Annotated in this window: 19 protein-coding genes and 1 riboswitch; of the genes, 10 read left to right on the top strand and 9 right to left on the bottom strand. The window is 71.8% G+C overall.

Annotated elements, in window-relative coordinates; all coding sequences use genetic code 11:
* Positions 1-22 precede the first annotated feature (22 nt).
* Both thiE and ADL05_RS02930 read right to left on the bottom strand, forming a co-directional pair.
* Positions 23-697 carry a thiamine phosphate synthase gene (gene thiE, locus ADL05_RS02935; protein WP_053615291.1) on the bottom strand — a complete coding sequence of 225 codons (675 nt, stop codon included), beginning with the start codon at positions 695-697 and terminating at the stop codon, positions 23-25.
* A 114-nt stretch (positions 698-811) separates the two neighbouring features.
* Positions 812-1,171, bottom strand: coding sequence for an Rv2175c family DNA-binding protein (locus tag ADL05_RS02930; RefSeq protein ID WP_053615290.1), 360 nt, complete (start codon positions 1,169-1,171; stop codon positions 812-814).
* Positions 1,172-1,256: 85 nt separating this feature from the next.
* Positions 1,257-1,369: riboswitch (TPP riboswitch) on the top strand.
* Here ADL05_RS02930 and thiO point away from each other — a divergent pair.
* From thiO to thiI, 7 genes are all read left to right on the top strand, one after another.
* A complete protein-coding gene (thiO, locus tag ADL05_RS02925) occupies positions 1,337-2,587 on the top strand; it encodes a glycine oxidase ThiO (RefSeq protein WP_053615289.1) in 1,251 nt (416 codons plus the stop codon). Its footprint overlaps the riboswitch before it by 33 nt.
* Positions 2,578-2,793, top strand: a complete 216-nt coding sequence (thiS, locus tag ADL05_RS02920; RefSeq protein ID WP_053615288.1) for a sulfur carrier protein ThiS — start codon at positions 2,578-2,580, stop codon at positions 2,791-2,793. The genes thiO and thiS overlap by 10 nt, the downstream gene beginning before the upstream one ends.
* A gap of 4 nt (positions 2,794-2,797) precedes the next feature.
* Positions 2,798-3,562, top strand: a complete 765-nt coding sequence (locus tag ADL05_RS02915; protein ID WP_053615287.1) for a thiazole synthase — start codon at positions 2,798-2,800, stop codon at positions 3,560-3,562.
* Between the two features lie 686 nt (positions 3,563-4,248).
* The gene (gene pknB / locus ADL05_RS02910; protein WP_053615286.1) at positions 4,249-6,231 is read left to right on the top strand and encodes a Stk1 family PASTA domain-containing Ser/Thr kinase; all 1,983 of its coding nucleotides are present in this window, start codon (positions 4,249-4,251) and stop codon (positions 6,229-6,231) included.
* A gap of 45 nt (positions 6,232-6,276) precedes the next feature.
* Complete coding sequence (locus ADL05_RS02905) at positions 6,277-6,939, top strand: response regulator transcription factor (protein ID WP_053615285.1); 663 nt, start codon at positions 6,277-6,279, stop codon at positions 6,937-6,939.
* Positions 6,940-7,221: 282 nt separating this feature from the next.
* Positions 7,222-8,247 carry a 6-phosphofructokinase gene (locus ADL05_RS02900; protein ID WP_053615284.1) on the top strand — a complete coding sequence of 342 codons (1,026 nt, stop codon included), beginning with the start codon at positions 7,222-7,224 and terminating at the stop codon, positions 8,245-8,247.
* A gap of 153 nt (positions 8,248-8,400) precedes the next feature.
* Complete coding sequence (gene thiI / locus ADL05_RS02895) at positions 8,401-9,681, top strand: tRNA uracil 4-sulfurtransferase ThiI (protein WP_053615283.1); 1,281 nt, start codon at positions 8,401-8,403, stop codon at positions 9,679-9,681.
* 53 nt (positions 9,682-9,734) lie between these two features.
* Here thiI and aroF read toward each other — a convergent pair whose 3' ends face one another.
* A complete protein-coding gene (gene aroF / locus ADL05_RS02890) occupies positions 9,735-10,781 on the bottom strand; it encodes a 3-deoxy-7-phosphoheptulonate synthase (RefSeq protein ID WP_053615282.1) in 1,047 nt (348 codons plus the stop codon).
* A gap of 449 nt (positions 10,782-11,230) precedes the next feature.
* On the opposite strand from aroF, the gene ADL05_RS02885 reads away from it, so the two are divergent.
* Positions 11,231-11,752 carry a molybdopterin-dependent oxidoreductase gene (locus tag ADL05_RS02885; RefSeq protein WP_053615315.1) on the top strand — a complete coding sequence of 174 codons (522 nt, stop codon included), beginning with the start codon at positions 11,231-11,233 and terminating at the stop codon, positions 11,750-11,752.
* A gap of 261 nt (positions 11,753-12,013) precedes the next feature.
* On the opposite strand, the gene macS is transcribed toward ADL05_RS02885, so the two are convergent.
* From macS to ADL05_RS02870, 3 genes are read right to left on the bottom strand one after another with little or no spacing between them, the layout of a single operon-like run.
* Complete coding sequence (gene macS, locus ADL05_RS02880) at positions 12,014-13,099, bottom strand: MacS family sensor histidine kinase (protein ID WP_369800877.1); 1,086 nt, start codon at positions 13,097-13,099, stop codon at positions 12,014-12,016.
* A 39-nt stretch (positions 13,100-13,138) separates the two neighbouring features.
* Positions 13,139-13,969, bottom strand: coding sequence for a hypothetical protein (locus ADL05_RS02875; protein WP_053615280.1), 831 nt, complete (start codon positions 13,967-13,969; stop codon positions 13,139-13,141).
* Positions 13,966-14,763, bottom strand: coding sequence for a carboxylesterase (locus tag ADL05_RS02870; RefSeq protein WP_053615279.1), 798 nt, complete (start codon positions 14,761-14,763; stop codon positions 13,966-13,968). The genes ADL05_RS02875 and ADL05_RS02870 overlap by 4 nt, the downstream gene beginning before the upstream one ends.
* A 379-nt stretch (positions 14,764-15,142) precedes the next feature.
* Between ADL05_RS02870 and ADL05_RS02865 the strand changes: the two genes are divergently transcribed.
* Positions 15,143-15,982, top strand: a complete 840-nt coding sequence (locus tag ADL05_RS02865; protein ID WP_053615314.1) for a 1-acyl-sn-glycerol-3-phosphate acyltransferase — start codon at positions 15,143-15,145, stop codon at positions 15,980-15,982.
* Between the two features lie 82 nt (positions 15,983-16,064).
* On the opposite strand, the gene ADL05_RS02860 is transcribed toward ADL05_RS02865, so the two are convergent.
* The gene (locus ADL05_RS02860) at positions 16,065-17,012 is read right to left on the bottom strand and encodes an ROK family glucokinase (RefSeq protein ID WP_053615278.1); all 948 of its coding nucleotides are present in this window, start codon (positions 17,010-17,012) and stop codon (positions 16,065-16,067) included.
* 146 nt (positions 17,013-17,158) lie between these two features.
* On the bottom strand, positions 17,159-17,599 hold the full coding sequence (locus ADL05_RS02855; RefSeq protein WP_053615277.1) for a hypothetical protein: 441 nt from the start codon (positions 17,597-17,599) through the stop codon (positions 17,159-17,161).
* A gap of 500 nt (positions 17,600-18,099) precedes the next feature.
* Between ADL05_RS02855 and ADL05_RS02850 the strand changes: the two genes are divergently transcribed.
* Complete coding sequence (locus ADL05_RS02850; protein ID WP_053615276.1) at positions 18,100-19,899, top strand: long-chain fatty acid--CoA ligase; 1,800 nt, start codon at positions 18,100-18,102, stop codon at positions 19,897-19,899.
* A gap of 906 nt (positions 19,900-20,805) precedes the next feature.
* On the opposite strand, the gene ADL05_RS02845 is transcribed toward ADL05_RS02850, so the two are convergent.
* Positions 20,806-22,458: a cytochrome bc complex cytochrome b subunit gene (locus tag ADL05_RS02845; protein WP_053615275.1), complete on the bottom strand. Its 1,653-nt coding sequence runs from the start codon at positions 22,456-22,458 to the stop codon at positions 20,806-20,808.
* Between the last annotated feature and the right edge of the window lie 2 nt (positions 22,459-22,460).

The following is a 22,460-nucleotide window of genomic DNA, read 5'->3' as shown; positions in this document are numbered from 1 at the left end:
CCTCGCGACCCGCGCAGGACGGTCAGGTGTCGGCCTGGGCCTGTTCGACCAGGCGGGCGCGCAACACGGCGGCGGCGGCGCGCGGGTCCTCTGCCTCGGTGATGGCGCGCACGACCACCACCCGGCGGGCCCCGGCGTCGAGCACCTGGCCGATGTTGTCGGAGTCGATCCCGCCGATGGCGAACCAGGGCCGGTCGGTACCCAGGGCGGCGGCCCGCTCCACCAGTTCCAGCCCGGCCGCGGGGCGTCCCGGCTTGGTGGGCGTCTCCCAGACGGGGCCCACGCAGAAGTAGTCGCTGCCGGGTTCCTCGGCGGAGGCCGCCGCGGCCTCGGGGTCGTTGTTGGAGCGCCCGATGACCGGGTCGGCGCCGACGACGTCCCTCGCCATGGGGACGGGAAGGTCGCGCTGGCCCAGGTGCAGGACGTCGGCGCGCACGGCGCGCGCGATGTCGGCGCGGTCGTTGACCGCGAGCAGGGCCCCGTGCCGTTCGCAGGCGCCCCGCAGCACCTCCAGTGCGGCGATCTCCTCGCGGGCGTCCAGGCCCCTGTCGCGGAGCTGGATGATGTCCACCCCGCCGGCCAGGGCGGCGTCGGCGAACTCGGCGAGATCGCCGCGCCCGGTCCGGGCGTCGGTGCACAGGTACAGAAGGGATGCGTCCAGGCGCTTGCGCAGGCTGGTTCCGTGGCTGGTCCTCACACGCACCACCCTAGGGGCTGCGGGAGGGCCGCCCAAGGGTCGCGGACACCGGCGCGCCTCGGGCGCCTACGGTTCTGTCCTTCCTGCTTCGGCCCGTGACCGGAGGGGACCGAGTCAGAAGGCCAGGCTTTGGGCGCGTCGGCGCACCTCGGTGCCGCGGTTCTCCCGCATGGCCTGGATGGGCGTGCCGGGCAGCGTCTCGTCGGGCGTGAAGAGCCAGCGCAGGGCCTCCTCCGTGGAGTACCCGGCGTCGGTCAGCAGGACCAGGGTGCCCGGCAGCCCCTTGACGAGGTCGTGGCCGTCGACGAAGTCGGCCGGGATGGAGAGCTCTCCGCGGCGGACCACGCCCATGAGGCGGTTCTCCCGGATCAGCGTCTTGATCCGGTTCGGGCTCACGCCGAGCGGCTGGGCCGCCTCCTTGAGGGTCAGCCAGGTGCCGACCAGGGTGTCGATGTCGCTGTCGCTGTGTGTCACACCTCCAATCTGCCACATCCGCGCGGGCGGCGAGCACCGCGGCGGGACCCTCCCGGGCGCTCTGGCCTAGGATGGGGGACAGAACAGAACATCCCGCGGGAGCCGGGTGGGACCCGGCTGAGAGGGAGGCTGCGAGCCTCCGACCGCACGAACCTGATCCGGGTCATGCCGGCGAAGGGAGTGGAATCGAGCACCATGCCCACCAATTCCGGGGAACACGGTGTCGTCGTGGTCGGCGGCGGACTCGCCGGACGGGTGACCGCCTGGCGGGCGGTCGGCCAGGGCCTGCCGGTCACCGTGGTCGAGCCCGACCCCGTCACCGATCCGAGCGGCGCCCGTGCCGCCTCCACCGTCGCCGCGGGCATGCTCACCCCCGCCACCGAGGCGATGTTCGGCGAGGAACCCCTGATGGAGTTCGCGATGCGCTCCGCCGGGATGTTCGCCGACTTCGTCGCCGAACTGGAACGGGCCAGCGGCCACACGGTCGGCTACCGCGCCACCGGCACGCTCCTGGTCGCCTACGACCGCGACGACCTGGCTCTGCTGACCGACCTGCACGCCCTGCAACAGCGCCTGGGCGTGGCCGCGGAACGGCTCACCGGCCGCGAGTGCCGTCGGCTGGAACCGATGCTCGCCCCGTCCGTGCGCGGCGGGGTCCTGGCCCCCGACGACCACTCCGTCGATCCGCGGCTGCTGCTGCGGGCGCTGGCGGAGGCCGGAGCGCGCGCCGGCGCCGCCGAGACCAGGGCCCGCGCCGAGGAGGTTTTGAGTCCCGGCCCCGACGAAGCCCGGTTGGGCGTGCGGCTGTCCGACGGACGGACCCTGCCCGCCGACCAGGTCGTCCTGGCCGCGGGCTGCTGGAGCGACCGGATCGCGGTCCCCGAACCCGTCGTGCCGCCGGTCCGCCCGGTCAAGGGCCAGCTGCTGCGCATGCGCGTGCCCGCCGGTGAGCCGCCGATCGTCCACCGCACCGTCCGGGGCCTGGTCAGGGGCTCCCCCGTCTACTTCGTCCCACGAGCGGACGGCGAGGTGGTCGTCGGCGCCACCCAGGAGGAGCTGGGCTATGACACCTCTCTCACCGCGGGCGGCCTCTGGCAGGTCCTGCGGGACGCGCGCGAACTCGTGCCCGGTGTGACCGAGCTGGAGGTCACCGAGGCCTGTGTGGGCCTGCGTCCCGGCTCACCCGACAACGAACCCCTCCTGGGCCCCACGCGTGTCCCCGGCCTGCACCTGGCCGCGGGGCACTTCCGGCACGGCGTGCTGCTGACCCCCGTCACCGGCGAGGTCATGGCCCAGGTCCTCACCACCGGCGCGCTGCCCGAGCACGCGCGCCGCTTCGCCGCCGACCGCGTACCGGGCGGCGCGCCCGGCGGCGGCCACGGCCACACCACGACCCTGGAGGAGCAGTGGAACTGATCATCAACGGCGCCCCGCGCGACGTCACCGCCGACACCACCGTGGAGTCGGTCGTGCGGGAGCTGACCGGGACCGCCGAGGGCGCCGTCCCCGGCGGCATCGCCGTGTCCCTCAACGACGAGGTGGTGCGCCGGGCCGCGTGGGGCGAGACGCCCCTGCGCGCCCGCGACCGCGTCGACGTCCTGACCGCCGTCCAGGGAGGCTGAGACCATGACCGCGCACACCGACGACCCGCTCGTGATCGCGGGCACCGCGTTCGGCTCCCGGCTCATCACCGGGACCGGCGGGGCACCCTCCCTGGAGGTCCTGGAGGACGCCCTGGTCACGTCCGGGACCGAGCTCACGACCGTGGCCATGCGCCGGGTGGCGCCGGGCACGCAGGGATCGGTCTGGGACGTCCTGAGCCGCAACAAGATCCGTCCCCTGCCCAACACCGCGGGCTGCTTCACCGCCGCCGACGCCGTGCGCACCGCCCGGCTGGGCCGGGAGGCACTGGGCACCGACTGGGTGAAGCTGGAGGTGGTGGCGGACGAGCACACGCTGCTGCCCGACCCCGTCGAGCTGCTGGACGCCGCCGAGCGGCTCGTGGACGACGGCTTCACCGTCCTTCCCTACACCAACGACGACCCGGTCCTGGCCCGGCGCCTGGAGGAGATCGGCTGCGCCGCGGTGATGCCCCTGGCCGCGCCGATCGGCTCCGGCCTGGGCATCCGCAACCCGCACAACCTGGAGCTGATCGTCGAGCGGGCCGGGGTGCCCGTCATCGTGGACGCGGGCATCGGCACCGCCAGCGACGCCGCGCTGGCCATGGAGCTGGGCTGCGACGCGGTCCTGCTCGCCACGGCCGTCACCCGCGCGCAGGACCCGGTGCTGATGGCCGCGGCGATGCGCGACGCCGTGCGCGCCGGACGCGCCGCCCGCCTGGCCGGGCGCATCCCGGTGCGCCGCTACGCACAGGCCTCCACCCCCGACTAGGGCCGTCACCCGGGCCGAAGCAGGAAGGACCGCGCCGGAGGCGTCCGTTGAGGGTGGTGGCGGGCGACGGTGCGGGCACGAGCGGCGGCCCAAGGCAAGCAGGGGGTGAGGGGCGCGCCGGTGCCTGCAGGCGACGACGAGGGCTCTGGCGTTAAACGCCCGAAGCCGCGCCGCAGGGGGGTGAAGGTGAACGGTTCCGCTCACCGGAACCACAGGGGGTTGGTCGGGCCAAAGCGAGGAACGAGCGGCGGCCCAAGGCAAGCAGGGGGTGAGGGGCGCGCCGGTGCCTGCAGGAGGAGTCTCTGCCGCCAGCGAGGAACGAGCCAGGCAGTAGCGACGACGAAGGACCCGGCGTGATGCGCCCCGAACCCTACCGGCGTGAAGCGCCCCGAACCCTCGCCCCGAACCCTCGCCCCGAACCTCCACCCCGAACCATCCTCCCCCGGGTGCTTGCCCCCGTCCCCTACCGTGGTGGGATGCGCCCTGCCCCTCCGGGCACGGCGCGGACGACGAAGAGAACGGCGCCACCGCCTCCCCTGCAGCGGACGCGGGGCGCCACGACCGCAGAGCGCGGGGCAGATCCGGCGCGGGCTTCCGCTATCGTGTCGGTTCGACACCCTGTGTCGGGTTACGCGCCACCGGCCGCGACACGCCCGCGCTCCCCGCAGCAAGGACAGCACTCCGCCGTGGACATGACGACTTCCGACCCGCTCGTAGGCTCGACTCTGGACCGACGCTACTTCGTCGAGTCCCGGATCGCCGGTGGCGGGATGGCGACCGTCTACGTCGCCCATGACCTTCGCCTGGACCGACGGCTCGCGCTCAAGGTCATGCACGCGTCCCTGGCGCAGGACCCGACCTTCGTCCAGCGCTTCATCAACGAGGCCCACTCGGTCGCCAAGCTCTCGCACCCCAACGTCGTCCAGGTCTTCGACCAGGGTGAGGACCAGGGCCACGTGTTCCTGGCCATGGAGTACGTGCCCGGCCGCACACTGCGCGACATGCTCAAGGAGCGCGGCCGCCTCACGCCGCGGGACGCCCTGAACACGATGGCGCCGGTGCTGGCCGCTCTGGGGGCCGCCCACCAGGCGGGGATGGTGCACCGCGACGTCAAGCCGGAGAACGTGCTCATCACCGCGGACGGCCGGGTCAAGGTCGCCGACTTCGGTCTGGCCCGCGCCGTGGAACAGTCCAACCAGGGCCTGACCCGGACCGGGACGCTCATGGGCACCGCCGCCTACCTGGCGCCCGAGCAGATCGAGAAGGGCACCGCCGACGCGCGCAGCGACGTGTACGCGTCCGGCATCATGTTCTACGAGCTGCTCACGGGCAGCCAGCCGCACACCGGCGAGACGCCGATCGCGATCGCCTACCAGCACGTCACCGAGGACGTCCCGCGCCCGTCGCACTTCCTGCCCGGCCTGCCCCCCGAGGTCGACGCCCTGGTGACCAAGGCCACCGAGCGCGACCCCCGGTACCGTCCGAGCAACGCGGGACAGTACCTCGCCAAGGTCCTGGAGGTCCTGGGGCGGCTGCCTGAGGACACCGGGGCGCCCGCCGGACCGCTGCCGCCCGTGGCCGCCGGAGCCGCGCCGACCGCCGCCGTCACCGCTCCGCAGCTGATCGCGGGCGGGGCCGGGCCCGGGACCGAGAACGCCACGATGATCGTGGAGATGGGCGGCGCCGCCCTCGACGACGACCGCTACGCGGACGACGACTACCCCGACGACGACGCGCCGCGCGGCCGCCGCGGCCTCCTGCTGGGGATCGGCGCGGCCGCACTGGCGATCGTGCTGCTCGCCGGCGGGTGGTGGTTCCTCTTCGGCCGGTTCGAGGCCGTACCGGAGGTGGTCGGGGCCGCGCCCGAAGTCGCCCGCGAGGACATCCGCACCGCCGGGCTCGTCTACGACCTGGTCGAGGAGCCCGTCTACAGCGACGAGGAGCCGGGCACGGTCGCCCGTACCGAGCCCGGCGCCGGTGAGCGGCTCTCGCCCGGCGACGACGTGAGCGTGTTCCTGTCCATGGGCCCGCGGTCGGTCGAGATGCCCGACCTGGAGGGCGAGAACATCGCCAACGCCCTCGCGGACCTGGAGGACCTCGGGTTCGACCCCGAGACCCTCGTCGAGGAGCCCGTCGACGCCGAGGGCGTGGAGCCCGGCGAGGTGATCTCCACCGTTCCGGAGGCCGGTGCCGAGGCCGACCGCGAGGAGGGCGTCACCCTCACGATCAGCCGCGGCATCGAGGTGCCCGCGGTCACCGGGCAGGAGCTGGAGGAGGCCCGCCAGGCCCTGGAGGAGCTCGGACTGACCGTGTCGGTCACCGAGGAGGAGAGCGAGGACGTCGACGAGGGCGTGGTGATCACGCAGAGCCCCGACAACGGCAGCACGGTCGGTGCCGGGGCCGCGGTCGAGCTCACGGTCTCCACCGGCCCGCCGGGCATCGACATCCCCGACGTGACCGACATGCGCGTGGGCGAGGCCCGCGAGGAGCTGGAGGACGCCGGGTTCGAGGTGAAGGTCGAGCGCCTGTTCGGCGGCAACGTCGTGGTGTCGCAGTCGCACACCGGGAAGGCGCCGGAGGGCACCGAGATCACCATCACCGCGACCCCGGTCGGCATCGACCTGGGCGACGGGGGCGGCGACGACCGCGACAGGGACGACGACGACTGACCCCGGCCCCCGCGGCGCCCGTGCGGTGCCGATAGGCTCGGCCGCATGGGCATGGACGCGATCCGGGTACTGGTGGTGGACGACCACCCGATGTGGCGCGACGCGGTCGCGCGCGACCTCGGCGAGGCCGGGGTGGACGTGGTCGGGACGGCGGGCGACGGCGCCAAGGCCCTGCGCATCGCGCCGGCCGCGCGCCCCACGCTGGCCGTGGTCGATCTGAACCTGCCGGACATGTCCGGCGTGGAGCTGACGGCGGGGCTGGTGGCCCTGGCCGACCCGCCGCGCGTGCTCGTGCTGTCGGCCAGCGGCGAGGGCGACGACGTCCTGGCCGCGGTCAAGGCCGGAGCCACCGGGTACCTGGTGAAGTCGGCCGCGCGCGAGGAACTGCTCGACGCGGTGCGCCGCGTGCACGCCGGGGAGGCGGTCTACACCCCGGGGCTGGCCGGTCTCGTCCTGGGCGAGTACCGCAGGCTGGCCTCGGCGAAGGAGCCCCGGGAACCGGACGGCCCCGCTCCCGCGCTCACCCCGCGTGAGACCGAGGTGCTGCGCCTGGTCGCCAAGGGGCTGGCCTACAAGCAGATCGCGGCGCGGCTGTCGATCGCGCACCGCACGGTGCAGAACCACGTGCAGAACACCCTCACCAAGCTCCACCTGCACAACCGGGTGGAGCTCGTCCGCTACGCCATCGACCAGGGGCTCGACGACTAGGTCGTGATTCTTTGCGGCATTCCGGGCTCGCGGCCGCCAGGCCGCCTCTCGCCGCGCCTCTGCGCTCGTGCAGCACAACCAGGCTGAACTTCGCACATCGTCCTGCGAGGGATGGCCTGACGACCGCTCGCTCACCCGGAAGCCCGCGGAAGAACACTCCCTGGCCTCGCCCGCCCGCGTGATCCACACCCGCCCACGGGTTGGCCTGGACTCCCTGGGCCCACTATGGTCTAGACCATATGGCGCGATGCGCTCAATCACACTACGTCGAGGAGTTGTCGCATGCGAGTCGGGGTGTTGACCGGCGGTGGAGACTGCCCTGGTCTGAACGCGGTCATCCGCGCCGTCGTCCGTAAGGGGATCAAGGACTACGGCTACGAGTTCGTGGGCTTCCGGGACGGCTGGCGCGGCCCCCTGGAAGGCGACACCATGCCGCTGGACGTCACGGCGGTGCGCGGGATCCTGCCGCGCGGCGGCACCATCCTGGGTTCCTCGCGCACCAACCTGATGAAGATCGAGGGCGGTGTCGAGCGGGTCAAGGACAACATGGCCGGACTGGGCGTGGACGCCCTGGTGGCCATCGGCGGCGAGGACACCCTGGGTGTGGCGCGCCAGCTCCACGACCGCGGTGTGAACGTCGTGGGCGTGCCCAAGACCATCGACAACGACCTCAACGCGACCGACTACACGTTCGGCTTCGACACGGCCGTGAACATCGCGATGGAGGCCATCGACCGGCTGCACACCACCGCCGAGTCCCACCACCGCGCGCTCGTGGTCGAGGTCATGGGCCGCCACGCCGGATGGATCGCGCTGCACTCGGGCATGGCGGCCGGCGCCAACGTGATCCTCATCCCCGAGCGCCCCTTCGACATCGACCAGGTCGTCAAGCACGTCGAGAGCCGCTTCCAGACCCAGTACGCCCCCATCATCGTGGTCGCCGAGGGCGCGCACCCGATGGAGGGCCAGATGGAGCTGGCGACCGGCGAGACGGACGCCTTCGGCCACGTCCGCCTGGGCGGCATCGGCCAGCGCCTGGCCGACGAGATCGAGCAGCGCACCGGCAAGGAGGCGCGCTCGGTGGTGCTCGGGCACGTGCAGCGCGGCGGTACCCCCTCCGCGTTCGACCGGGTGCTCGCCACCCGCCTGGGCGTCCACGCGATCGACGCCGTGCACGACGGCTCGTTCGGCAAGATGGTCGGCCTGCAGGGCACCGACATCGTGCGGGTGGACCTGGCCGAGGCCACCGACACCCTCAAGACCGTCCCGGCCGAGCGCTACGAGGAGGCCGAGGTCTTCTTCGGCTAGCGGCCCCTCGGGGCTCCTGCTCCCCTGTGGCCACCGCCCCCGTACCGGCGTCCTGCTGGTGCGGGGGCGCCGCTGTGGAAAGCGTTCGGAACGGTGGCGCGGATGTTCGATACTGGAGACGGCAGTCATCTCGTACCCACCGGAGGTAGCACCATGTCAGCGTCGCTCGAGTCCGCGCCGCTCCCCGCAGCCAAGGTCGGAGCCGGCACCGGGCTGGGCGAGCTCTGCGTGCTCATGAAGCTCGGCGAGATCGTCCTCAAGGGGTCCAACCGCAAGCTGTTCGAGCGGCGGCTGCACAACAACATCCGCGCGTCGGTGCGCGACCTGGGCGACGTCCGGCTCTCCCAGCGCGGTTCCGGCGTGATCATCGTCCGCAAGCCCGGCGCCTCCGACGTGGAGGTCGCCGAGATCGCCGACCGCATGGCCAACGTCATGGGCGTCGTGTGGGTGCACCTGGTGCGCCGGGTGGCCAAGGACCTGGACGCCATCACCGACATCGCGGTGCGCTCCCTGGCCGACCGCACCGGCACGTTCGCCGTGCGGGCGCGCCGCCGGGACAAGCGCTTCGAGATGACCTCGTCCGAGCTGGCCGGCTACCTCGGCTCCAAGATCATCGAGGCGCACGGGTACCCGGTCAACCTCAAGCGGCCCGACAACACCCTGTTCGTCGAGGTGGACAAGGACGAGGCGTTCGTGTTCACCGACGGCATCCCCGGCCAGGGCGGCCTGCCCGCCGGGATGAGCGGGCGCGGCCTGGTGCTGATGTCGGGCGGCATCGACTCGCCGGTCGCGGCGCACCGGATGATCCGGCGCGGCCTGAAGGTGGACTTCCTGCACTTCTCCGGGATGCCCTTCACCGGCCCGGAGTCCATCTACAAGGCCTACAGCCTGGTCCGCCAGATCGACCGCTACCAGGTCGGCTCGCGGCTGTTCGTGGTGCCCTTCGGCAAGGCCCAGCAGCAGCTGAAGAGCTCGGGCATCGAACGGCTGCAGATCGTCGCCCAGCGGCGGCTGATGCTCAAGACCGCCGAGGCGCTCGCCGACGACCTGGGCGCGGAGTGCCTGATCACCGGGGACGCCCTGGGCCAGGTGTCCAGCCAGACGATGACCAACCTCACCGCCCTGGACGACGCGGTGGACCTGCCGATCCTGCGGCCGCTCATCGGGATGGACAAGACCGAGATCATGGACCAGGCCCGCCGGATCGGCACCCTGGCCATCTCGGAGCTTCCCGACGAGGACTGCTGCACGATGCTGACGCCGCGCCAGGTCGAGACCGCCGCCAAGATCCCGGACCTGCGCCAGATCGAGAAGCGGTTGGACGCCGAGGAACTGGCCGAGCACCTGGTCACCACGGCCCAGCTGCACAAGCCCAGTTTCCTGGGCGAGGCGGCACCCGCCCGGGTGGCGCCCGCCGCCGCGGCCCGCGTCTGAGACGGGGGTGCTCCGCGCGCCCGGGGGGCCGCGGAGCACCCGCTCTCACGCGTTCACAGTCCGGCGAGTTCCCGGCCCGGGGCGGGCGTCAGGGTACGGCCGCTCAGGGTGGCCAGGGTCGCCGACAGGTCCCGCAGCTCCGCCAGGTCGGACTCCAGCAGGGCCTGGGGGCCGTCGCACAGCGCCTCCTCCGGCGTGGGGTGCACGTCCACGATGATGCCGTCGGCGCCCACCGCGATGGCGGCCCGCGACAGCGGCAGGACGAGGTCGCGCTTGCCCCCGGAGTGCGAGGGGTCCACGATGACCGGCAGGTGGGACAGGTTCTGCGCCACCGGGACGGCGCTGATGTCCAGGGTGTTGCGGGTGGCCTTCTCGAAGGTGCGGATGCCGCGCTCGCACAGGACGATGTCGAGGTTGCCGCGCTGGGCGATGTACTCGGCGGCCATCAACCACTCCTCGATCGTGGCGCTCATGCCGCGCTTGAGCAGGACGGGCTTGCCCGCGTCGCCGACCGCCTGCAGCAGGGCGAAGTTCTGCATGTTGCGCGTGCCGACCTGGAGCATGTCGGCGTAGGAGGCGACCAGCTCGACGTCGGCGGCGTCCACGACCTCCGTCACGATGGGCATCCCGGTCTCCTCGCGCACGTCCGCGAGGATCTTCAGCCCCTGCTCCCCCAGGCCCTGGAAGGCGTAGGGGGAGGTCCGCGGCTTGTAGGCGCCGCCCCGCAGCAGCGACGCGCCGGCGGCCAGCGCCATCCGGGCGGCCTCCAGGGTCTGGTCGGGGGTCTCGACCGCGCACGGACCGGCGATCACGGTCATGTTGTCGCCGCCGATCGGGACACCGCGCACGCTCACCACGGTGCGGCTGTCGTGGTTCTCGCGGCTGACGAGCTTGTAGGGGACCGAGATGCGCAGCACGTCGCTGACACCGGGCTTGGCGGCCAGGCCGAGGTCCTGGAAGCGCTCGACGTCCCCGACCAGGCCGATGATCGTACGGCTCACGCCGCGCGTCACGTAGGCCTCGCCGCCGACCGAGCTGACCAGCTCGACCAGATCGTCGATGTTGTCGGGGGTGGCGTCCGGTGCCATCACGATGACCATGTGGGTAGTCCCTGTTCGTTGGAGTGGCGGGTGGCTGAACCCTGTGGCCGCGCCCGGAACGCGAAGGAGCCCCGGGCCGTCCGGCCCGGGGCTCCTTGGAAGTCGTCCTGTATCAGCGCAGCGCTTGACAGGCGACCGGGGAGTTGGGCCGGTAGCCATAAAAGCGCCAAAAGTTCCGCTGCATGGCTGTGACTATAGCGCACGATCGGAGGGGACCCGCACACCCGGGGGGAGTGACCTAGCTCTCGTTGCCGCCTGGCAGGATGGCGAGAGCCTCCCTTCCCCCACCCAGCGAGGGGGGCAGGTCGCGAGAAGCAGTGACGGCACGGGCGGACCGGCCGTCTGAGAGAGGGGACGGATTGCACGAGGGAGCCCGGACCGGGGACCGGGGGGACACGCGGCGGGCCGACCTGCCGCCCGGCCAGGTGATACGCCACGAGCACAAGCCACTGCACTACGGACCCGTGCCCACGTTCCGGCCGCACCGGTGGGACTTCCGGGTCATGGGGGCCACCGAGACCCTGGGCACCTACCGCTGGACCTGGGACGAGTTCGCCGAGCTGCCGCGCGCGGACACGGTCCGCGACTTCCACTGCGTCATGCGCTTCAGCGTCCCCGACGTGCCCTGGTACGGGGTGCGTCCCCAGGATCTGGTCGACATCGCCCCACCCGCCCCCGAGGTCACACACGTGATGGCGTGGGGCGAGTACGGCTACAGCGCGAACCTGCGCCTGGACGACTTCCTGGCCGAGGGCACGATGCTGGCCATGGGCCGCGACCACCGGCCGCTGGACCCCGAGCACGGCTTCCCGCTGCGCCTGGTGGTGCCGCACCTGTACGGCTGGAAGAGCGTCAAGTGGCTGCGCGCCGTCGAGTACATGACGGCCGACCGCCGGGGGTTCTGGGAGGAACGCGGCTACCACAACCGGGCCGACCCGTGGCAGGAGCAGCGCTTCGCCTCGGGCGCCTAGTAGACGGGGCCTCACCGCGCCCGCCCTGGGCCGCCGCTCGTGCCCACACCGTCGCCCGCCACCACCCTCAACGGACGCCTGCGGCGCGGTCCTTCCTGCTTTGACCGGATAGACCCCCTGTGGTTCCGGCAGGCTGGACGGCCGACCTCTCGCCCCCTCGAGTCCCGTAGGGCTGTGCGTACATCTTCGATCCATCGGGGCACAGGCGATGGCACGCAACCTCGCGGCAGGGGTGACGGCCCACGAGGGGCGCCGCGTACTTCACCCCGCTGGGACTCGGGGGACGCGTAGTTCGACCTCGGCGCCCTCGCCGGGCTGGGACACGTACTCGGCGGTGCCGCCGAGGTCCCGCAGGCGGCCCTGGATGGACTGGGCCACGCCCAGGCGCCCCTCGCGGCGGGCGGCGTCCAGCCGGTCGGGCGGGATGCCCGGGCCGTCGTCGCGGACGGAGACGGTCACGGTGTCGTCCTCCTCCTCCACCAGCACCCAGGCACGGGTGCCCGCCGGGCAGTGGCGGGCCACGTTGTCCAGGGCGGCCTGGACGGCGGCGGAGAGCTCCGCGGCCGACCGGGCGGGCAGCAGCACCGGTGTGGCGGGGGTGGCGACGGAGACGGTGACCGACTCCTGCCTGCGCAGCAGTTCGCGCAGGTCCACCGGGCCGCCCTTCGGTTCGGGCAGGCCGTCGGTGATGAGCGAGCGCAGGCGCACCTCCTGCTCACCGGCCATCCGGCCCAGCTCCGCCGCCTCGCCGCCGGCCTCGGCCCCGCGGCGCCGGACCAGGGCCAGGACCTGCAGGACGGAGTCGTGGATCTCCCGGGCCAGCTGCTCGCGCTCGAACAGGCGGGCCTCCAGCGCCACCGCCTGGGTGAAGCGCTCCTCGGCCCGCTCGGCCACCCGGGCCATGTAGCCCACGGCCAGGCCCGTCAGGAGCAGGAGCACCACGCCGCGCGCGGTCGCCCCCGTGATGGCCGCTCCCATGACCACTCTGAGGGTGAGGTCGGCGAAGCCGTAGAGCAGGGCGACGGTGGCGGCGCCGCGCCGGCCCCAGATCACGCTCGCCGACAGGGAGGCCCCGGCGAACCAGTAGCCGCTCAGCGGCGGGGCCTGCGTGAGGTAGTAGGGAGAGGCCGCCAGGGCCGTCGCGAACAGGCAGCCGAAGGAGACCGCCAGGTCCGCGGTCAGCAGGCGCCACGTCCGCCACGGGGGGCGGACGTAGGCGTGGGCGGTGACCGCCGTCCAGGCCGCCATGACCGCCAGGACGCACCAGGCGGCCCAGGGCCGGGCCAGGTGCTCGTGGTGCTGGACGAGCAGGACCAGCGCGTAGACGAGGGCGGCGGCGCGGTACAGCGTGATCCCGCGCCACAGGGGGACGTCGAAGCCCAGGGCTCAGACCACCGCCCCGTCGTCGGGCCCGTTGTCACCGGGGGCCCGGCTGTCGGTCATGCGCAGGACCAGCACGACGAAGCTGGCCAGGAACGCCACGACCGCGGCGAACATCAGCCAGTTGGGCAGCGAGATCCCCAGGAAGGCCGACCCGAAGAGCACCACGGGGCCGCTCAGCAGTCCGAACCAGGCCGCGATGCCCACCCGGCTCCCCTGCAGCAGGGGCGGCGGTGGCGGCGGCTCGTAGTGGCCCTCCAGCTCCGCCTCGACCCGGCGGGCGAGCTCGGCCGCGTCCTCGTCGTCGGCGTCGTCCGGGCCGGCCAGGATGTCGCCGCCCACGCGCCCGGGTCCGGAGCGCTCGTCCGCGTCCGGGGCGCTCAGGTTCTCCGCGTCGGGCCAGCCCGTCCGGCGGCGCTCGGCGCCGTCGTCCCCGTCGTAGAACCGCGCGACCAGGTCCTGCCACACCGCGTCCTCGTCGGCGGGCTCGGCGGGCTCGGCGTCGGGGTCGACGTTCTCCGGAGGGCCGTCCAGCAGGTCGCCGCCCACCGGGGGGCCGGATTCGACGCGGGCCGTCTCGCCCAGGCCCGGCAGTTCGGCGCCCAGCACGCGTTCGGCGGCCCCGCGCTCATCGGCGTCCACGTAGAGGTGGTCGGTGGGCGGGTCGTCGGCCCGTCCTCCGGCGGGGTCCAGCACGTCCTCCTCCAGCGGCACCGCGTACGCGGCGATCCCGCTGCGGCGCAGGGCGTCCAGCATCAGGTCCGCGTGCGAGGGCGCGAGCAGGATCAGGGGCACGTAGGCATCGGCGAGCAGGCCGTTGCCCCGACGTTGTGTCATCGGTCGGCTCCTTCCCCGCTTTCACAGTGCTCTCGCACGAACGCGAGGCTCCCGTCGAATATGGCGGGCGCGTCGTGGTCGAGCGTGGCCACGTGGTAGCTGTCGTGCAGCAGGTGGATGGCCACCGTCGTGTTGACCGCCCTGTGAGCGAGCATACGCAGACTCGCGGGTCCCACCACATGGTCCTGGGGGCTCCGGAAGGCCAGAACAGGCGCCCGCAAACCGGACATGCCCTGCTGAACCGCACGCCACAGCTTCGGGAGTGTCGCCGCGGCCGCGGTCGGGACCCGGTCGTAGCCGCCTTCGGTCGTGTCGTCCTTGGAGACGTCGCTGGTCACGCCCGCGGTGGAGGGCAGCAGTCGCGCCGCCAGGCGCCCGAACGGGGCGATCAGGGGGAGCCTGTAGTCCTCCACCACCAGGGAGGGGTTGACGAGCACGATGCCGCGCACCAGGCCGGGGTGCCGCTGGGCCAGCCGGACCGTGAGCGCGCCGCCCATGGACAGGCCCATCACGTAGACCTCGTCGCACCGCCGCGCCAGGTCGAGCAGGGCCCGCTCCACGTGCGCGTACCAGTCGTCGGACCCGGTGAGGTTCATGTCCTGCCACACCGTGCCGTGGCCGGGCAGCAGCGGCACCTCCACGGTCAGCCCGGCCGCGGCCAGGTACTCGCCCCAGGGGCGCATGGAGTGGGGCGACCCGGTGAATCCGTGGCAGAGCAGGACGCCTGTCCTGGAGCCGGCGTGGCTGAAGGGCTCGGCACCCGGGAGGACCGGGGCTGCGTCGGTCGGGTTCACGCGGTGGCTCCCAGGGGATCGTGCGCCGCGCGGTCGCGCGGATGGTGCGGGCGGGCGGTGGGTGGCGGGGCACACTCCGGGATCGCGTTCCCGGCCCCAGGCGTGAGGCTAGCCGTTCGACGGAGTGTTTGTCATGGAGTGAAGACTAACGTTCCCCCCTTGACTCGGTATCCTCAGGCGGGGCACCGGTCACCGCGGCCCCAGGGGGCGGGGGGCACTTTGGCAGTTCGCCCCGCGCGGTGGGAGGATGGCGCATGTCAGTCGCGCTCTCCCCCTCAGTCGGTGGCCGGGGCGGTTCTGACGTTGTCGGCCGAGCGGGACAGAGAATCGGGCAGGCCCTGCCTGCGGACTCCCCGCGTGTGCAGGGGTGATCTGGACGATGTTCTACTGGGTGGTCAAGGCGTTCCTGGGCCCGATCCTGGCCGTGTTGTGGCAACCGCGCGCGGAGGGCGTGGAGAACGTGCCGCGGCGCGGTCCGGCCATCATGGTGAGCAACCACCTGTCCTTCTCGGACCACTTCTTCGGTCCGCTGCCGCTCCCCCGCAAGATCACGTTCCTGGCCAAGTCGGAGTACTTCACCGGGACCGGTGTCAAGGGCTTCTTCAGCCGGGCGTTCTTCACCGGTGTGGGGCAGATCCCGATCGACCGCTCCGGCGGCAAGGCCAGCGAGGCGGCCCTGCGCACGGGCCTGCGCGTGCTCAAGCGCGGCGATCTGCTGGGCATCTACCCGGAGGGCACCCGCTCCCCCGACGGCAAGCTCTACCGCGGCCGCACGGGCGTGGCGCGGCTCGCCCTGGAGGCCAAGGCCCCGGTGGTGCCGATGGCGATGATCAACCTGGAGAAGATCATGCCGCCCGGCCGCACCGTCCCGAAGCTGGGCGTGCGCCCCAAGGTGGTCTTCGGAAAGCCGCTGGACTTCTCGCGCTACTACGGCATGGAGCGGGACCCGCGGGTCCTGCGGGCCATCACCGACGAGATCATGTACGCGCTGATGGAGCTGTCCGGCCAGGAGTACGTGGACCGCTACGCGCAGTCGGTCAAGGCGGAGCTGGAGGCCGAGGCCAAGGAGGCCCGCCGCGAGCAGCACGCCAGCGACAAGGACCGCCGCCGCTCCGACCGGGCCAAGCGCAAGGAGGAGCGCCGCGCGCGCAAGGCGGCCAGGCGCGCCGAGCGCGGGGCCGCGGACGGCGGGAAGGACGACGCCGCGCCGCGGGAGTGACGCGGCTTCCGTACACGTGTGAGGGCGCGGCCCCGGTGGTGCACCGGCGCCGCGCCCTCGTCCGTGTCCGGGCCGTGCGGCGTCAGTGCCGGGCGAGGTCGCCCGCGCCGACGATCCCGGCCTCGCCGCCGAGCTCGGCCAGCCGCACCTCGGCCAGCCTGCGGCCGGGGCGGCCGGAGACGTGGCGGGCGAAGGAGGCCATGACCGGGTCCAGCAGGATCGATCCCGCGTCGGAGACCCCGCCGCCGAGCACGAAGCACTCCGGGTCGAGGATGGCCGCCAGGTCGGCCAGGCCGAGCCCGGCCCACTCGCCGACGATGCGGAAGCACTCCAGGGCGGCGCTGTCGCCCTCCAGCGCGGCCTGGGTGATGACGTGCCCCTCCACCTTCTCCACGTCGCCGTCGGCGAGCTTGAGCATCCGCTCGCCGGCCCTGGGGTCGGTCCGCGCCAGGTCCTGCCCCTCGGCCACCAGGGCGCGTCCGCTGGCGTACTGCTCCCAGCACCCGTGGTTGCCGCAGGCGCAGCGGCGCCCGTGCGGCACCATCCGGTAGTGGCCGATCTCGGCCGCGACGCCGAACCGGCCGCGGAAGAGGGCGCCGTCCAGGACCAGGCCGCCGCCGATGCCGGTGCCCAGGGTGACGCAGACCAGGTGGGCGCTGCCCCGTCCGGCGCCGAAGCGCGCCTCGGCCCACGCGGCGGCGTTGGCGTCGTTCTCGATGACCACGGGCAGGCCGACCCGGGCCTGGACGCGTTCCTTGAGGGGTTCGTCGCGCAGGCCGAGGTTGACCGCGACCTGGACCGTGGCGCGGTCCTCGTCGACGAACCCGGCCACGCCCACGCCGACCGCGTGGCACGCCCGCTCCGGCTGACGCGAGCGCAGGTCGTCGACGGCGCGGGCGACCACGTCGGCCAGGCCCGCCGGGTCGTTGGAGGGGGTGGGGTACTTGACCTTGTCCAGGATCTGCCCGTCCTGGTCCACGACCCCGGCTGCGACCTTGGTACCGCCGATGTCTACGCCGATGGTCAGCATGGGGGCAGTTCCTTCCTACTTACGCACGAACTCTGACATAAGCCGCGCGGTTCATGACAGAGGTCTTTCAAATGGTGTAAACCCCTCGATTAAACCAGCCCTCGGCGGCCCGAGGTACCCCAGGAGCCGAACCCGTCCGAAGCGCCCTAGTCCCCGGAGGTGACCTGCGGCTTCGCCTCCTCGCGCCGGTCCTGCGCCGACTCGGCCCCGGAGTCGTCCGCCTGCGGGCGGCTCGCGTCCGACCCGGTCTGCTCCAGCGAGCGCTCGACCACGTCCCACGTGCGCCCCAGGGCGCCCGCGAGGGCCAGCCCCGCTCGGCCGAGGTGCCCGGCGACCTCCGGCGCGGACGTGCGCACGATGTCGAAGAGCTCCTCCACGGCGGGCCGCTCCGGCTTGGTCTCCAGGCGGATGGCCTCCTCCCACACGTCGCCCTTGCGCGGCGCGGAGGTGACGGCACCGACCCCGCGCCGCACCCCCGCGGTGACCAGCTTGCGCTGCAGGCCGTCGACCAGCTTCAGGGCGTCGTCGATCAGGTCGGGGGCCTCGCCCCGCCCCGGCTCCTGCGGGCGACCGTCGTTCTCCGTCATCTCCGGACCTCCTTCGTCGGCATCCTCAGGCCTCACGTTAACCGGCGCGGGCGGCGCCGGGCCGGTTTCTCAGGGCAGGATCAGGGGCGAACCAGGGTGCCGCCCGCGGCCTCCGAAGGCCGGCCACTCCGTCCGTCGGGACCGGAAAACGCCCGAAACGCCGCAGAAGCCACCTGATGTGCACGAAGGTCACGACAGGAGATAGTCTCGCGTGCGTACGAGAAGGAGCCGGGACCACAGTTCTGACCTGCGCACTCCCGGACGGCCTGACGGCGTCGATCGCCGCCGGACCGGGCATACCCCCCGTACGAACAACCATCCCAGGGGGTCGGGGACACCGCTCCCACACCGTCCCGAGCTGCGGGTTCACAGCATCCGGAGCCGGACACGGGTCACTGTTGGATACCGAACGGCAACACGGCCTACTCACGAGTAGCATGTGTTGTTACGCTCGTCACGTCCCCCCTTTCAAGATCCCCGTACACGTCCAGGAGCATCACGTGCGCGAATACAGCTCTCCCGTCAAGGTTGAGATCGCCGATGACGCGCGGCTGACCGACACGCTCTACGCGCGCGCGGCAAGCGAGCCCGACGCCGTCGCCGCCCGTCGGCAGGAAGCCGGCCAGTGGCGCGACATCACCGTCGCGGAGCTGCACGGCGACATCGCCGCGTACGCCAAGGCGCTCATCAACGCGGGTATCGAGCACGGTGACCGGGTCGCCCTGATGTCGCGCACCCGCTACGAGTGGACGGTCCTCGACTACGCCATCTGGTCGGTCGGCGCCGTCACCGTCCCGGTCTACGAGACCTCCTCGGCCGAGCAGGTCGAGTGGATCCTGGGCAACTCCGGGGCCCGTGCCGCCTTCGTCGAGACCGCCGACCACGCCGAGCGCGTCGAGTCCGTCCGTTCCTCCGCCCCCGAGCTGGGCCAGGTATGGACGATCGAGGGCGAGGACCTCGCCCGGCTGCGCGAGACCGGCGCCGAGATCGACGACGCCGCGCTGGAGAAGCGGCGCACGGCGGTCAAGGTCGACGACCTCGCGACCCTCATCTACACCTCGGGCACCACCGGCCGCCCCAAGGGCTGCAAGCTCACCCACCGCAACTTCCTCTTCATCGCCCACCAGGCCCTGGAAGGACCGGCCCAGCAGATCCTCAAGGGCAAGGAGAACCCCTCCACCCTGCTCTTCCTCCCGCTGGCCCACGTCTTCGCCCGCTTCGTCCAGGTCATGGTCATCGAGGGCAAGGCCACCCTGGGCCACTTCCCCTCCACCGGCCCGGAGCTGATCGAGCAGTTCTCGGAGTTCCGCCCGACGTTCCTCCTCGCGGTCCCCCGCGTGTTCGAGAAGGTCTACACCAAGGCCGAGCAGAAGGCGACGGCCGAGGGCAAGGGCAAGATCTTCAAGGCCGCGGCCGACACCGCCATCGCCTACAGCAAGGCCCTGGACACCGGCCGGATCCCGCTGGGCCTCAAGCTCAAGCACGCGCTGTTCGCCAAGCTCGTCTACGGCAAGCTCCTGGCCGCCCTGGGCGGCAACGCCGACCACGCGGTCTCGGGCGGATCGGCGCTCGGCGCCCGCCTGGGCCACTTCTTCCGCGGCATCGGCTTCACGATCATCGAGGGCTACGGCCTCACCGAGACCACCGCCCCCACCTCGGTCAACAGCCCCGAGTTCAACAAGATCGGCACCGTGGGCCAGCCGCTGCCGGGCACCTCCGCCCGCATCGACGAGGACGGCGAGATCCTGGTCAAGGGCGACCACATCATGGTCGGCTACTGGGACAACGAGAAGGCCACCAAGGAGGCCTTCACCGAGGACGGCTTCTACCGCACCGGCGACCTCGGCTCCCTGGACGACGACGGCTTCCTCAGCATCACGGGCCGCAAGAAGGAGATCATCGTGACCGCGGGCGGCAAGAACGTCGCCCCGGCCGTGCTGGAGGACCGCATCCGCGCCCACGCGCTGGTCAGCCAGTGCATGGTGGTCGGCGACAACCGCAAGTTCATCGCCGCCCTGGTCACGGTCGACCCCGATGCCTTCGAGCAGTGGAAGGAGGCCAAGGGCAAGTCCGGCACCATCGCCGACCTGACCGAGGACCCCGACCTCAACGCCACCATCCAGGAGGCCGTGGACAACGCCAACATGGCCGTCTCCAAGGCCGAGGGCATCAAGAAGTTCCGCATCCTGCCCAGCGACTTCACCGAGGAGAGCGGCCAGCTGACCGCCTCCCTCAAGGTCAAGCGCCACGTGGTGAACAAGGAGTGGAGCCAGGAGATCGAGGACATCTACGCCGGGTAGGGGAGGTTCGGGGCGAGGGTTCGGGGCGAGGGTTCGGGGGCGCTTCACACCGGGTCCTTCGTCGTCGCTACTGCCTGGCTCGTTCCTCGCTGGCGGCAGAGACTCCTCCTGCAGGCACCGGCACGCCCCTCACCCCTGTGCCTTCTTTGGGCCTCCGCTCGTTCCTCGCTTTGGCCCGACCAACCCCCCTGTGGCTCCGGTGAGCGGAACCGTTCACCTTCACCCCCCACGGGGTCCCGGTGAGCGGTCCCCTCCACTCTCACCCGCTGTGGCCCCGTAGGCACTACGCCCTACGGGGCCACAGCGCGTTCAGGACCGAAAACGACACCGCCACCCGCGTGTCAGCGGCGCACCCCCCGAACAGGCCTACCTGAACCCCAGAGGGCTTTCGGCACACAGAACCCCGGCGGAGCGAAAGGTCTCCGTCCAGCCCGCCGAGACCACAGGGGGTTGGTGGTGCACACACGTGCCTGCCCCAGCCTCAGGGGGTTGGACCTGCACACGCGGGCCTGCGTTAGCCCGCGGAGGTTCGAGGTAGCCCTTCAACCCGCCGAGACCACAGGGGGTTGGTGGTGCACATGCGGGCCTGCGTGCACCTCAGGGGGTGAAAGGTGGCCGTTCAGCCCGCGGGGCCACAGGGGGTGTCGCGAGGGGCGCGCCAGTGTTCTGCAGGAGGAGACGCGCCAGTGTTCTGCAGGAGGAGACGGGGCCGCCGCGAGGAACGAGCAAGGCAAGTCGACGACGAAGAACATCTGGCCTCCAGCGCCCCGAGCACGGGCCAAAGCGAGGAACGAGCGGAGGCCCCAGACAAGCACAGCACAGAGCCCCAAAAAACACACCCCCGAGGAAAACCCAAACACAAAGGGCCCGGCTTTCGCCGGGCCCTCTCTGCGTGGTTCGCTCGCCCTAGTGGGCGGGCTCCTTGTCCTGCTCCTCGGTGGAGTGGGAGTGGTGCAGGTGGTGGCCGGAGTGCGCCTCCACGTCCGCCACGGACACGTTGTCCCTCGTGTACCAGAGGGCCAGGCGCCGACGGAGCTTGCCCATGCCCTTGCGGGACTCGGGGCTCTCCACACCCTTGTCGTCGACCGTCTCGTCCAGGGCCGTCGACGTGATCGTCGGCTTGCTGGAGAGGATCTCCACGGTCTCGTCCGAGCTCTCCCGGTGGACCTCGATGAACTCACCGCTGGGCAGCTGCTGGATGACGCCGCTCTCGTACCCGTGCTCCAGGGTCTCGCGGTCGCGCCGCTGCAGGCCCAGGCAGATCCGCTTGGTCACGATGAACGCGATGATCGGGCCCAGGATGACCAGCACACGGAAGATGTACGTGGTGAGGTACAGGTTGATGGAGAAGGTCTCCGACAGGATGTCGTTGGACCCCGCCAGCCAGAGGACGCCGTAGGCGGTGATGCCCGCGACGCCCAGGCCGGTGCGCACGGGGACGTTGCGCGGCCGGTCGGCCACGTTGTGCGCCCGCTTGTCTCCGGTGATCCACTGCTCGATGAACGGCCAGGCGCCCAGCGCGCCGAACAGCAGGCCCATGACGCCGAGTCCCGGGATGAGCACGGCGACGGGCACCGCGTATCCGAAGATGTCGAAGTCGAGCGTGTTCGGGAAGATGCGCAGCGAGCCCTCCAGGAAGCCCATGTACCAGTCCGGCTGGAGGCCGGAGGTGATGGACGTGGGGGTGAACGGCCCGAACAGGTGGATCGGGTTGATCTGCACGAAGGCGCTCAGACCGGCGGTGACGGCGAAGGTGAAGAAGAAGAACCCTCCGGCCTTGACCGCGAACGCCGGGAACATGGGTGTTCCCACGACGGTCTTGTTCGTATGCCCCAGACCTGGATACTGCGTGTGCTTCTGGTGCCACAGGATCATGAAGTGGGCCACGATCAGGGCCAGCAGCAGCGCCGGGAGCAGCAGGATGTGCAGCATGTACAGGCGCGTGATGATGTCCTCACCGGGGAACTCCCCGCCGAACAGGAACATCGAGACGTAGGTGCCGACCAGCGGCAGCGACAGGATCACGCCCTGCAGGATGCGCACGCCCATGCCCGAGGGCAGGTCGTCCGGCAGCGAGTAGCCGAAGAGGCCTTCGACGATCGCGATGCTGAAGATACCGACGCCGATGAGCCAGTTGATCTCACGCGGCTTGCGGAACGCCCCGGTGAAGAACACCCGGAGCATGTGCACCACGAGCGCCGCCAGGAAGATCAGCGCGGCCCAGTGGTGGATCTGCCGTACGAGGAACCCTCCGCGCACTTCGAAGTCGATGTACAGCGTGGAGGCGTAGGCCTCACTCATCGGAACGCCCTGGAGGCGCTCGTAGGAGCCGTCGTAGATGACCTCGACCATGCTCGGCTTGAACCACAGCGTGAGGAACACGCCGGTGACGAGCAGGATGATGAACGAATACAGGGCGATCTCGCCCAGCATGAAGGACCAGTGGTTCGGGAAGACCTTGCGGAGGTTCTTCTCGCCCATCTTGGCCAGGTGGAAGCGGTCGTCGATGAAATTCCCGACGCCGCGCAACGCCTTGGGTGCTTGCGTGGTCTTACTCATCG

It is taken from the genome of Nocardiopsis sp. NRRL B-16309, assembly GCF_001279585.1.
In the GTDB taxonomy this organism is placed as follows: Bacteria; Actinomycetota; Actinomycetes; order Streptosporangiales; family Streptosporangiaceae; genus Nocardiopsis.
Note: the sequence above shows the minus strand (reverse complement) of the source record. Positions and strands in the feature narration are given on the sequence as shown.

Bases quoted from the DNA above. Each gene is read 5' to 3' on its own strand.
- thiO (WP_053615289.1), top strand. From the start codon at position 1,337: ATGCCGGCGAAGGGAGTGGAATCGAGCACCATGCCCACCAATTCCGGG.
- ADL05_RS02915 (WP_053615287.1), top strand. From the start codon at position 2,798: ATGACCGCGCACACCGACGACCCGCTCGTGATCGCGGGCACCGCGTTC.
- ADL05_RS02905 (WP_053615285.1), top strand. From the start codon at position 6,277: ATGGGCATGGACGCGATCCGGGTACTGGTGGTGGACGACCACCCGATG.
- ADL05_RS02900 (WP_053615284.1), top strand. From the start codon at position 7,222: ATGCGAGTCGGGGTGTTGACCGGCGGTGGAGACTGCCCTGGTCTGAAC.
- thiI (WP_053615283.1), top strand. From the start codon at position 8,401: ATGTCAGCGTCGCTCGAGTCCGCGCCGCTCCCCGCAGCCAAGGTCGGA.
- aroF (WP_053615282.1), bottom strand. From the start codon at position 10,781: ATGGTCATCGTGATGGCACCGGACGCCACCCCCGACAACATCGACGAT.
- ADL05_RS02875 (WP_053615280.1), bottom strand. From the start codon at position 13,969: ATGACACAACGTCGGGGCAACGGCCTGCTCGCCGATGCCTACGTGCCC.
- ADL05_RS02865 (WP_053615314.1), top strand. From the start codon at position 15,143: ATGTTCTACTGGGTGGTCAAGGCGTTCCTGGGCCCGATCCTGGCCGTG.
- ADL05_RS02860 (WP_053615278.1), bottom strand. From the start codon at position 17,012: ATGCTGACCATCGGCGTAGACATCGGCGGTACCAAGGTCGCAGCCGGG.
- ADL05_RS02855 (WP_053615277.1), bottom strand. From the start codon at position 17,599: ATGACGGAGAACGACGGTCGCCCGCAGGAGCCGGGGCGGGGCGAGGCC.
- ADL05_RS02845 (WP_053615275.1), bottom strand. From the start codon at position 22,458: ATGAGTAAGACCACGCAAGCACCCAAGGCGTTGCGCGGCGTCGGGAAT.